Source organism: Alkaliphilus flagellatus, assembly GCF_018919215.1.
GTDB classification, from domain to species: domain Bacteria; phylum Bacillota; class Clostridia; order Peptostreptococcales; family Natronincolaceae; genus Alkaliphilus_B; species Alkaliphilus_B flagellatus.
The window spans coordinates 156339-168550 of the sequence record NZ_JAHLQK010000006.1 but is presented as its reverse complement, the minus strand read 5'-3'; the positions used below and the strand labels follow the sequence as shown (position 1 = coordinate 168550).

General features: G+C 31.6%; 9 protein-coding genes, 1 other RNA gene and 1 other annotated feature. All 10 genes read right to left on the bottom strand.

Going from position 1 to position 12212, the window contains the following annotated elements:
* Positions 1–73: 73 nt before the first annotated feature.
* The 10 genes from ssrS to recJ all read right to left on the bottom strand — a co-directional run bounded on the left by ssrS (position 74) and on the right by recJ (position 12060).
* Positions 74–254, bottom strand: a non-coding RNA gene (gene ssrS, locus KQI88_RS15560) — 6S RNA.
* A gap of 59 nt (positions 255–313) precedes the next feature.
* Positions 314–622 carry a DUF2325 domain-containing protein gene (locus KQI88_RS15555; RefSeq protein ID WP_216418881.1) on the bottom strand — a complete coding sequence of 103 codons (309 nt, stop codon included), beginning with the start codon at positions 620–622 and terminating at the stop codon, positions 314–316.
* Between the two features lie 123 nt (positions 623–745).
* Positions 746–2512: an aspartate--tRNA ligase gene (gene aspS / locus KQI88_RS15550; protein ID WP_216418879.1), complete on the bottom strand. Its 1767-nt coding sequence runs from the start codon at positions 2510–2512 to the stop codon at positions 746–748.
* 6 nt (positions 2513–2518) lie between these two features.
* Complete coding sequence (gene hisS / locus KQI88_RS15545) at positions 2519–3787, bottom strand: histidine--tRNA ligase (RefSeq protein ID WP_216418877.1); 1269 nt, start codon at positions 3785–3787, stop codon at positions 2519–2521.
* A gap of 78 nt (positions 3788–3865) precedes the next feature.
* Positions 3866–4073, bottom strand: a binding site (T-box leader).
* 31 nt (positions 4074–4104) lie between these two features.
* Positions 4105–5607 carry a coproporphyrinogen dehydrogenase HemZ gene (hemZ, locus tag KQI88_RS15540; protein WP_216418875.1) on the bottom strand — a complete coding sequence of 501 codons (1503 nt, stop codon included), beginning with the start codon at positions 5605–5607 and terminating at the stop codon, positions 4105–4107.
* A 10-nt stretch (positions 5608–5617) separates the two neighbouring features.
* A complete protein-coding gene (locus KQI88_RS15535) occupies positions 5618–6238 on the bottom strand; it encodes an MBL fold metallo-hydrolase (protein WP_216418873.1) in 621 nt (206 codons plus the stop codon).
* Between the two features lie 11 nt (positions 6239–6249).
* On the bottom strand, positions 6250–6699 hold the full coding sequence (dtd, locus tag KQI88_RS15530; protein WP_216418871.1) for a D-aminoacyl-tRNA deacylase: 450 nt from the start codon (positions 6697–6699) through the stop codon (positions 6250–6252).
* Positions 6700–6712: 13 nt separating this feature from the next.
* Positions 6713–8887 (bottom strand): RelA/SpoT family protein, encoded by a 2175-nt coding sequence (locus tag KQI88_RS15525; RefSeq protein WP_216418869.1) that lies wholly within the window; start codon positions 8885–8887, stop codon positions 6713–6715.
* A 120-nt stretch (positions 8888–9007) separates the two neighbouring features.
* The gene (locus KQI88_RS15520) at positions 9008–9526 is read right to left on the bottom strand and encodes an adenine phosphoribosyltransferase (protein ID WP_216418867.1); all 519 of its coding nucleotides are present in this window, start codon (positions 9524–9526) and stop codon (positions 9008–9010) included.
* Positions 9527–9540: 14 nt separating this feature from the next.
* Complete coding sequence (recJ, locus tag KQI88_RS15515; protein ID WP_216418865.1) at positions 9541–12060, bottom strand: single-stranded-DNA-specific exonuclease RecJ; 2520 nt, start codon at positions 12058–12060, stop codon at positions 9541–9543.
* Positions 12061–12212: the final 152 nt, after the last annotated feature.

Here is a 12212-nt window from a genome sequence, read left to right as displayed (position 1 = left end):
TAAACATTAAAAAAGCCCCTATATAGGAGCTAATTACTTTTAGTATGTTTTTTCATCGATCAGTATTATGTAAGTTTTCCCCGCCATGCCGTGGTCGAATGTTTTGAAACCTGCTCTCGCAGGTGGGTATTCTGTTACTTATTGCGTAAGTCCTTACAGATTGTAGGGCATTTACTTAATAAATAAACTCCAAATTCCCAATGTCATTGTGTTGGCTCAAAACTTAGTCGATTATACGCACACAGCAGGGTGTTAATGTAATAATACCACAATCTTCGTAATATTTCAAATATTTTTGATATTTTAAAAATTTTTAATTAGCTTTTGCAGTACATAAATTACAATCCTTACAATTATTCAATCTTTTTGCCAAGTCACTACAGGCCCTTCTAGAAAATACACAAGGTATTTGACTTTGTTTTGCTTTTTCCTTAACTATTTCTGTTATATTGTGTTCTATAAAATCATAAAACACTATTACCATATCAACTTCTCCTGGAATTTCTAGCTTTCTCATGCCTTTTTTACGTCCATCCCAATGTATGAAATCCTTTATACCAAAGCTTTGTAATGTATCTGGAATATTACCTAATCTATCGGCTCCTACTAATAGAGCTTTCATTTGTCATTCCTCCTTTTATGTATTGATAACGATTATCATTTACTTTATTATAGTATACCCTGGTCTCCTTGTCAACTAACATATAAAAAAATCGCAAATTAAATAATCTGCGATTTTTTTATATTATTCTTCAATTTGAACTTTTATACTTAATTCTTTTAACTGCTTGTCATCTGCAACAGTTGGTGCATTTGTTAATGGACAAGTAGCATTTTGAGTTTTAGGGAAAGCTATTACCTGTCTAATATTATCTTCCCTTGCTAAAATCATTACCAATCTATCTAGGCCAAAGGCAATACCTCCATGAGGTGGTGTTCCATATTTAAATGCTTCTAAAAGGAAGCCAAACTTATCCCAAGCTTCTTCTTCGCTAAAACCTAAAGCTTTAAACATTTTTTGTTGAAGGTCTGATGAGTGAATTCTTATGCTTCCTCCACCAATTTCATAGCCATTTAATACAATATCATAAGCCTTAGCTCTAGCCATTTCTGGATTTGATACCATAAGTTCAATATCTTCATCCATAGGAGAAGTAAATGGATGATGCTTAGCTGCATAACGACCTTCTTCTTCATCGTATTCAAATAGTGGAAATTCCGTAACCCAAAGTAGCTTAAACTCATCTTTGTTAATTAAGTTTAATATTTTAGCAACTTCAACCCTTAAATGTCCTAGAGCATCATATACTACTTGCATTTTATCAGCAACAAATAATACTAAATCTCCTACTGCTGCATCTGTAGCCTTCAATACTGCTTGCATTTCTTCATCTGTAAAGAACTTAGCTATTGGTGAAGTAACTCCTTCATCTGTTACTTTAATCCAAGCTAATCCTTTAGCACCATAAGTCTTTACATAGTCTTCTAACTTTGTAATATCTTTTCTACTAAACTGATCTCCATGTCCCTTAATGTTGATTGCCTTAACAGCTCCACCATTTTCAATAGCGGATGTAAATACTTTAAATCCACAGTTTTTCACTATTTCACATAAATCAACTAGTTCAAAGCCAAATCTAATATCCGGTTTGTCAGATCCAAAGCGATCCATTGCTTCTTTATAGCTTATTCTAGGAATAGGTAATTGTATATCTACATTCATTACCTCTTTAAATATTGTTTGTAACAATCTCTCATTAATTGCTATTATATCTTCTACATCAACAAATGACATTTCACAGTCTATTTGAGTAAACTCTGGTTGTCTATCTGCCCTTAAATCCTCATCTCTAAAACATTTTACAATTTGAAAATATCTTTCCATACCTGATACCATTAAAAGTTGTTTAAGCATTTGAGGAGACTGAGGCAAACCAAAAAACTTACCTGGATTTACTCTACTTGGTACCAAATAATCTCTAGCCCCTTCTGGAGTTGTCTTTGTAAGCATAGGAGTTTCTATTTCTAAAAATCCTTCATTGCTTAAAAAATTCCTTACAACTTGAGCTACCTTATGTCTTAGCATTAAATTCTTTTGCATTGTAGGCTTTCTTAAATCTAAATATCTATATTTAAGTCTAAGATTCTCTGAAACATCATCATCATCTTTAATGTAAATAGGTGGTGTTTGGGATTCGTTTAAAATTTCTATTTCTTCTGCAAAAACTTCAATATCACCTGTTGGCATATTTGGATTTTTAGATTGTCTTTCATAAATCTTTCCTTTTATAGTAATTACATATTCTGATCCTAATTTTTCAGCATCTTTAAAAGCCTTCTCAGATACATCATTATCAAATACAATTTGCATAAGTCCAGATCTATCTCTTAAATCAACAAATATTAAACCTCCTAAATCCCTTCTTTTTTGTACCCATCCTGATAATGTTACTACATCACCTATATTTTCTCTATTTAAAGTTCCACACATGTGGGTTCTTTTTAAGTTCATAATATATTACCTCCTATTTAAATTTTGTTGAAGTATATTAGCTACATCAATTAAATTAACTTCTGTCTCTTCTCCATCAATCATATTTTTTAGCTTTGCTATTCCTTTAGATAGTTCATCATCACCTATTACAATTGTGTAATTTGACATTACCTTATTAGCATATTTAAATTGTGCCTTTACACTACGATCTAAGTGATCTTTATCTGCAGTTAAACCTGCTCTTCTAAGTTGATTTAGTAATTTAAATCCTTCATAGGATGCTGCCTCACCCATGGTTACTATAAATACATCTAATCCTTCTGGTTTAGGAATTTCTATGCCTTGGCTTTCTAATGTTAATATAGTTCTTTCTAATCCCATTCCAAAGCCTACACCTGGCGTACTCGGACCTCCACAATCTTCTACAAGTTTGTCATATCTCCCACCGCCACATATTGTTCCTTTTTTACCTGCTTCATCTGTAATAATTTCAAACGCAGTTTTAGTATAGTAATCTAATCCACGAACAATTCTTGGATCCACTATATAATTAAGTCCAGATGCTTCTAAATATTTCTTTAAGGTATCAAAATGATCCTTACATTCATCACAAATATGATCTAGCATAAGTGGAACTTCTGTTAGTTCGGCTTGACATGTATCAGATTTACAGTCAATTATTCTAAGAGGATTTCGATCAAATCTTCCTTGGCAAGTTGTGCATAGCTTATCTAATTTATTTTGTAAGTATTCCTTAAGTACTTTATGATATTCAGCTCTACACTTTGGACAGCCAATACTGTTTATTCTAAGCTCTAATTTTTTAATTCCAAAGGTTTCATAAACCGCCATAGCTAAGTTAATAACCTCTGCATCTACAGAAGGGCTAGCTGCGCCAAAAACCTCAACACCAAATTGATGATGTTCTCTTAACCTTCCTGCTTGAGGTCTTTCATATCTAAAAACTGGTGTAATATAAAATAGTTTTGTAGGTTGAGTATCTGCATAAAGTTTATTTTCAATAAATGATCTTGCTACTGGAGCTGTACCTTCTGGCTTTAATGTAATGCTTCTGTCTCCACGATCAGTAAATGTATACATTTCTTTTTCAACAACATCTGTAGTATCACCTACTCCACGTTCAAAAAGCTCTGTATGCTCAAAGATAGGGGTTCTTATCTCTTCAAACCCAAAGCGCTTAGCTACTTCCTTTACTACACCTTCAACATAATGCCACTTATAGGCTTCACTAGGTAATACATCCTTTGTACCCCTTGGTCCCTTTGTTAGCAATTTAATTACCTCCATTCTATATAAATAATTAAAATTAAATTTGAATACACAAAAACCTCTACATCCCTAAATATAAATTGAAGGGACGAGAGGTTGATTTCCCGCGGTACCACCCTAGTTGGATTAAATCCCACTTTACCATTAACGCAGGCTCACGGATTTTCCTACTAAATTTCAGAAAACCTACTCATAGGTGTCTTCACCAAACTCTATTGTATCGAGCTTTCACCATCCCCGACTCGCTAAAACATGATATTTGACTACTATTCCTAATCATTGTAATATCCTTATTGATTCTATCTATTATATGACGTTTTCTAAATATTGTCAATAAAAAATTTTCTTTTTCTTTCGATCATTTCATCTACGCGCTCAATATATTGCTCTAAGTTTTTAATATTTGGAACTCTTTCTAGTCGATTTTCACTAGGAAATGTAATCTTAGAGACAGCTCCTGCTCCTAAGGCAAGTATAGTCTGTTTTTCCTCCATAATTTGAATGTTATATATACATTCATAACCTGGCTTTGAATATCCTATATTTTCAAGATTACCTACCATATGCTTTTGTCTATACATATAATATGGTTTTAATCCCATAACTTCAGCATAATTCTGTGTAATTTCGAGCATATCCATCACTTCTTGTTGCTCAGCAAGACTATATTCTTCTTCTTGATCTTTCAATCTAGAAGCTCTTTTAATTGCTAATGTATGCACTGTTAAATTAATGGGAGAGAGCTTTTTAATTTCATTCATAGTGTGTTCTACCATTTTTGTATCTTCACCTGGAAGTCCAATTATAATATCCATATTAATATTTTCAAATCCAATTTCCAAAGCCATTTTGTAAGATTTAACTAGTTCATCAACGGTATGTTCTCTTCCTATTTCCTTTAAAGTACAATCGTTCATAGTTTGTGGATTAATACTTAATCTAGTAATATTTGCTCCCTTCAGATACATTAGCTTATCATAATCAATTGTATCTGGTCTTCCAGCCTCTACTGTGAATTCTTCAAGATAGTTCAAATCTATACTAGTTTTAATTGTATCGAATATACGGGCAAATTGTGTAACCGAAAGAGTAGTTGGTGTTCCTCCACCAACATAAATTGTTTGAACCTTTTTCCCCACTTCTTTAATTAGCTTTGTCACACCTTCTATCTCCCTGCACAGGGAATCTACATAACTATCTACTAAATGTGCAGATTGATTTAATGGATTAGAAGGAAATGAGCAATATAGACATCTAGTTGGACAAAAAGGTATGCTTATATATAAACTAATTTTTGTTTCATCAATAGGATATACATATCTATACTCTGTTTTAGCTACATCTAACAATAGTTTCGCTTTACTACTATCTATACAATATTCATTTATTAAAGTATACATAATATTTTCTTCACTAAAACCATTTTCTAATAGCTCATGAACAATTTTCGTAGGCCTAATTCCTGTTAAAATGCCCCAAGGCACCTCAATATTTTTACTTTTTTGAAGGAGCTTAAAAAGGCTTTTTTTAATTAATCTTTTAATTGTTTTCTTTATCTCTAACTCAGTCTTATTATCTAATTGTTCTTCTATTATTTTCTCTTCACCATTTAACTTAGAAGTAGCAATAGCTTTATTTTCTTCAACAACTAGCATACTAGTTAATAAGGTTTCTTTAGAAATAATTTGCCTATTAAAACCTTCTTCAACATACTCTCCAAAGCTAACACAGCTAATTTCTATTTCACTTTGTTTGTAAAATAGTTTTAATAATTCTCTTATTTCATATTCATAATTATGTCCTATGCATATAACTTTAATCATTTTTTTCAATTTACCTTACATAAGGATTTGTAGTTTTTTCAATTCTAATAGTGGTGGCAGGACCATGTCCAGGTAAAACGGTTAAATCTTCATTAAGTACAAAAAGTTTATTTTTAATAGAGTCTATTAGTTGTTCTTGATCTCCACCCTCTAAGTCGCTTCTGCCTATAGAGTTTGCAAATAATGTATCTCCACTTAATAGTACATTTTCAACTTGTATACATATTCCACCTTGAGTATGCCCTGGCGTATGAATAACATAAAGCTTTAACTCTCCCAATTCCAATGTATCTCCATCCTCTACGAAAGCATCTGCTTCTGTTTCAACTTTAACACCACCTATTGCAACAGAATGATTAATTTTACTATTTTTCAACACATGCAGATCATTTTTATGCATATATACAGGGGCTCCAGTTTTTTCCCGTAACTCCTCTAAACCACCTATATGGTCTCCATGAGCATGGGTCAATATAATATATTCTAATTTAAACTCATTGCTTTCTAATACTTCAATTATTTTATCAACATCGCCACCTGGATCAATTACAGCAGCTTTACCTGTTTTATCATCACCTACAACATAGCAATTAACTGCATATACTCCTGCTGGAATTCTTTCTAAAAACATAAAATTCCTCCTTAAAATGTTTTTTTACTATCGATAAGTATAGTTACTGGACCATCATTGATTGAGTGTACCATCATATGAGCTTGGAATACGCCTGTTTCAACATTTACCCCTAGTTTTTGGCATTCTTCTATAAAGGATTTATATAGTTCATCAGCCATTTCCGGTCTAGCTGCCTCTGTAAAATTAGGACGTCTTCCTTTTCTACAGTCCCCTAAAAGTGTAAATTGAGATACTGCAAGAATTTTACCTTCTACATCTATAACAGATAAATTCATTTTCTCGTTATCGTCTTCAAATATTCTTAAGTTTACAATTTTTTCAGCCATATATTTTACATCTTGAATATTATCTTCATTTGTTACTCCTAGAAAAACTAACAACCCTTTATCGATAGCACCAGTAACTTGATCCTCTACTACTACCTTTCCTTGTGATATTCTTTGAACTACAGCCCTCATATTTACCTCCTGTCTAAGTGGTTACTCTAAATATATCTATAACACCTTTTAAGTTTTTTAGTTTTTGCATTAATTTATCTAAATGTTCTATATCATTAATTTCTAAGACCATATTAAATATGGCAGTACGTTCCTTGGTTATTCGAGCATTTAATCCATTTATTGGAATCTTAGCTTCTGCTAAAACAATGGTTAATTCAGATAAAAGGCCTTTGCGATCAGTTGCTTTAATCTGTATCTCCACTTGGAAGGAGATTGCTTTATCAATATTCCATTCAACTTCTATAAAACGATCCATAATTTCTATATTATCAACTATATTTGGACAGTCTTTACGATGAATTGAAACTCCTCGTCCCCTTGTAATATATCCTACAATATTATCTCCAGGAACAGGATTGCAACATCTTGAAAAGCGAACCATTATATTATCTATTCCTTTAACTCTAACACCTTGACCAACATCTTCTTTTTTCTTCCTATCGTTTTCCTTAGGTACAGGTTGAACTTCTTTTTCTACTACATGTTCTTGGGCAGTTTCCTTTCTTGCAGCTTCTTTAATCTTAGGCATTACCTGAGTTAATGCAATACCACCGTATCCAATTGCAGCATATAGATCTTCTTCATTGGAAAAGCCAAGCTTTCTAGCCATACTTATCAATAATTTCTGTAGTTGTGCCGGAGGTATATTAAGCCCTAGCCGTCTTATTTCCTTATCTATTATTTCTTGTCCCTTATCAATATTTTCTTCTCTGCGTTCTTTTTTAAACCATTGTTTTATTTTGGTTTTAGCCTGCGAGCTTTTAACAATTTTTAACCAGTCTCTGCTAGGTCCCACGCTATTAGAAGAGGTTAGAATTTGTACTATATTTCCATTTTTTAATTTGTAATCAATGGGAACTATACGTCCATCTACTTTGGCGCCTACACATTTATTACCAACCCCAGAATGAATTTTGTATGCAAAATCAATCGGTGTTGATCCTGTTGGAAGATTAATAACTTCTCCTTTAGGTGTAAATACAAATACTTCGTTAGTAAATAGGTCAATCTTTAAGGATTCCATAAACTCCTTAGGATCTTTTACTTCCTTTTCCCACTCTAGCATTTGTCTTAACCATGCTAATTTTACATCCGTTTGTTGCTCGACAGTATCTGTTTTGCCTTCTTTATATTTCCAGTGGGCCGCAATACCATATTCAGCAATTTGATGCATTTCCATAGTTCTAATTTGAATTTCGAAAGGGTCTCCTTGAGGACCAATTACCGTAGTATGCAAAGACTGATACATATTAGGCTTAGGCATTGCAATGTAATCTTTAAAACGTCCAGGTATTGGTTTCCATATTGTATGAACAACTCCTAAAACTCCATAGCAATCTTTAACACTGTTTACTATTACTCTAACAGCTAAAAAATCAAATATTTCATCAAAAGACTTGCCCTGATATTCCATCTTTCTATATATGCTATAAAAGTGCTTTGGTCTACCAGTAATTTCATTTTCAATATCAAATTCATCTAATTTATCTTTTAAATTTGCTATTACATCTCTTATAAATTCTTCACGGTCACGTCTTTTTTTAGCTACTTTTTCTACTAGCTCATAATATCCTTCTGGATCAATATATCTTAAACATAAGTCCTCTAATTCCCATTTGATTCTAGAAATACCTAGCCTATGAGCAATTGGTGCAAAAATTTCTAAAGTTTCTATAGCTTTTTCCTTTCGTTTTTCATCATTATGATATCTAAGGGTTCTCATATTATGAAGACGATCGGCTAGCTTAATCAAAATAACCCGTATATCTTTTGCCATAGCTAGTACCATTTTTCTAAGGTTTTCAGCTTGTCTTTCCTCCTTAGAATTAAAAGATAACCGTGTTAACTTGGTTACGCCTTCTACTAAATCAGCTATCTCTAAACCAAACTCTTTCTTGATTTTTTCATATCCATAATTTGTATCCTCTATTACATCATGAAGCAATCCTGCAGCTATTGTACTGCTATCCATTTGTAACTCTATTAAAATTTTAGCTACTTCTACAGGATGAATAAAATATCTTTCACCTGATTTCCTATATTGACCTTGATGTGCATTTTCCGCAAAATTATAAGCTCTAATAATAAGTTCAACATCACATTGCGGATTATATTCTTCAATTTTACTTATTAAATTTTCCAACATAATATAAAATCACCCTCTTCAGTAGCTTATATGCAATAGAAAAATTATAGATTTCCAAAGTAAACCTTATAATAATAAGCACCTATATAAAACGATGCTCACTATAACACTTAATATTTTTTAATCCTCGTATTGAACTAATGAATGTACTTCATAATCCTGTAATACATCTCTTCCTTGTAGGAAATTAAGCTCAATTAAAAAGTTGATTGAAACTACTTGTCCTCCAAGCTGCTCAATTAGCTTAGCCGTAGCCAGTACAGTTCCGCCAGTAGCCAATAAATCATCTAATATAGCTACCCTTTGTCCAGGCCTAATTGCATCTTTATGTATTTGTAGTAAATCTGTACCATATTCAAGTTCATATTCATAACTAATTGTTTCAGCTGGCAGTTTTCCAGGTTTTCTTATAGGTACAAATCCAACTCCTAAATCGTATGCAACTGGAGTTCCAATTAAAAACCCTCTAGCCTCTGGGCCCACTATTACATCAACATTTAAGTTCTTAAGTTGATCTGATAACTCTCTTACTAAATATTTATAAGCTTCTCCATCTTTTAAAAGAGTAGTAATATCTTTAAAACTTATGCCTTTCTTAGGAAAATCTTCGATTACTCTTATTTTGCTTTTTAAATCCATTAAATTTTTCCTCCCTATAGCAATTGTAGCCATATATTTTTAAAATCATTATACTGGTACTTTATTGTCTCCAGATACTGAGTATATTTTAATTTATTTAAATCCACCTTACAAGTAGGTTCTAACATATGTATGTTATAAGCATTATTTTCAAAATTATAAGTTAATAAACTTCCTTCCGCAAATATGGTTAGAGCATTATTAAATAATGCATCGTTTATTATTAAATTATGCCTACACTTTATATCATCATATATTTTTTCAAATGAATGGGATATTCTCTTAGATTTGTTATCTTTTAAGTATTTGTATATAGCTACCAACTGTTCCCTAGTTGGTACTATACTTTTCAAAATACTAAGATTAGACTCCTCATCTCCATCTTCGTATAAAAAAATAGTTCTTTCTATATGATTTTGATTTATAAAAGCTTTCAATTGATCTAGAGAATAAAACATATCATAAAGAATAATATTATTATATCTTTTATACTGTATTTTATCAACAACAGGGTTAATAACTACGTAAACTTCATAGTCTAAATTATCAGTATTAGGTTGATTAAAACCAATTGATATACTAGTTAAGCTAGAACTTTTTTTATATTCTAGGAGAGATAGTAGTCTATAGGCGTGATTTAGTGTATTTGCTAGTATAAGAATAGGTTTTATTTTGCTTGCATCTTCAACCTTTTGGCGTACTATCTTATCTTTTTCTCCCTTTAGTATTTTTAGCGGAATATCAATAAATCTTTTATCAGTTTCATATTTGCTTATGAAAAAATTTTGATAATATTCTTTTAATACAGGATGTTTTCGATAATTTAGGCTATGTTTAATCTTAATATCTTTTATATTAAACTGGAGCTTGCGATTTCCATTGTATACATTATATTCTGGAGAAAAAACAATATCAATCTCATCATTTAATTCTATTAATTGCTGAAAGTCTCCTAGACCAAAACCAATACCATCGATATAATTTCCACTAAATTCTAATTTAAACTTTATATGCTTTTTATCAACCCCTACTCCTCTTATATCTACTGTACGTAAACCTTGAGAAATAAACTTTGGCGATGGATTACCCATTCCAAATGGTTCTAATTGCTGAATTTCATCTATAAGCTGTTCACTAATGTCTTCAATTTTTAGTATATCATCATAAAAAACCTTAGGAATAAGATCTTCTTCTGTTAAGGTTTGTTTTGCAATTAAATTAATTTGTTGTCGAAATGCTTCTATATTTTCTACATTAATAGATAGTCCTGCGGCTTGTTCATGCCCACCAAATTTTATGAATAAATCCTTACATTTATTCATAGCATCAAATAAGTCAAACCCAGGTATACTCCTAGCTGATCCTTTAGCTATACCTTCTTCTACTCCCAAAATTACTGTTGGCCTATAATATTTTTCAACAATCCGAGATGCAACAATTCCAATCACCCCAGGATGCCATCCTTCATTATAAATAATCAAAATATTATCACTAGCATACCCAGGATTTCTTTCAATAATATCTATAGCTTCATTTAAAATATTCATTTCAATTTCTTGTCTATATCTATTTTCTTCATTTAATAATTGTGCAATTTTATTAGCATGATTAACATCTGTAGCTGTAAGTAGTTGGACACCAGCATCTGCAGAACTAATTCTACCTGCAGCATTAATTCTAGGAGCAAGGCCAAAAGCTATATTTCCTGCATTTAATCTTCTATCTTCAAATCCACAAACCTTCAATAAAGCCTGAATACCAGGATTTATACTTTCAGAAATGTATTCAAGACCATTTTTAACTATAACTCGATTTTCATCTGTTAAAGAAACTACATCGGCTACTGTCGCTATTGCAACAATATCTAAGTAATCGTATATAGATGTTTTAAAAACCTCCGCCGGTGTCAATGCCTGAATTAATTTAAAGGCTAATCCACATCCACAGATTTTATCAAAGGGATATGAGCAATCCTTTTGTTTTGGATTAATAATACCATAAGCATCAGGTAACACGTTTTGACATTCATGGTGATCGGTTATTACTATATCTATTCCCAAACTATTGGCAAATTTTACTTCCTCTACAGATGTAATACCACAATCCACTGTAATGATTAGTCTAGTTCCATTAATAAATATTTTCTCAATGGCATCTTTATTTAACCCATAACCCTCTTCCATTCTACTAGGTATATAATAGCTAACAGGGTGGTTGATTGAATTAAAATATTTAATCATAATCGATGTACTTGATATCCCATCAACATCATAATCACCATAAATACATATTTTTTCATTATTTCTTATGGCTTCCTTAATTCGCTTGACAACCTTATCCATATCTTTAAGAAGAAATGGATCGTGCAGCTGAGTTAAACTTGAATATAAGAACTTCTTTGCTTCATCATGATTTGCTATTCCTCTATTTAATAAAACTCTCGAAATAGTTGGTGTAATTCCAAGGCTGTTTGATAATTCTTCAACTTTTATATTATCCAATTTGTTATATGTCCAGTACTTCTTATGTATCATATTTACTTCACCTACTGCATGTAAATTTTTTTATAATAAAAGCAGCTACCGCTGCCCATAGCACATATTCAACAAAATCTAATAAAAACCTTCTTTTAATTTATATTTTTTCGCCAAATATCTACTAAAAATAGATAAAGTGGTAACAATAC

What these genes read in the sequence shown, in the direction of transcription:
- KQI88_RS15555 (WP_216418881.1), bottom strand. Translation starts at nt 622, where the DNA reads ATGAAAGCTCTATTAGTAGGAGCCGATAGATTAGGTAATATTCCAGAT.
- hemZ (WP_216418875.1), bottom strand. Translation starts at nt 5,607, where the DNA reads ATGATTAAAGTTATATGCATAGGACATAATTATGAATATGAAATAAGA.
- KQI88_RS15525 (WP_216418869.1), bottom strand. Translation starts at nt 8,887, where the DNA reads ATGTTGGAAAATTTAATAAGTAAAATTGAAGAATATAATCCGCAATGT.
- KQI88_RS15535 (WP_216418873.1), bottom strand. Translation starts at nt 6,238, where the DNA reads ATGTTTTTAGAAAGAATTCCAGCAGGAGTATATGCAGTTAATTGCTAT.
- KQI88_RS15520 (WP_216418867.1), bottom strand. Translation starts at nt 9,526, where the DNA reads ATGGATTTAAAAAGCAAAATAAGAGTAATCGAAGATTTTCCTAAGAAA.
- recJ (WP_216418865.1), bottom strand. Translation starts at nt 12,060, where the DNA reads ATGATACATAAGAAGTACTGGACATATAACAAATTGGATAATATAAAA.
- dtd (WP_216418871.1), bottom strand. Translation starts at nt 6,699, where the DNA reads ATGAGGGCTGTAGTTCAAAGAATATCACAAGGAAAGGTAGTAGTAGAG.
- aspS (WP_216418879.1), bottom strand. Translation starts at nt 2,512, where the DNA reads ATGAACTTAAAAAGAACCCACATGTGTGGAACTTTAAATAGAGAAAAT.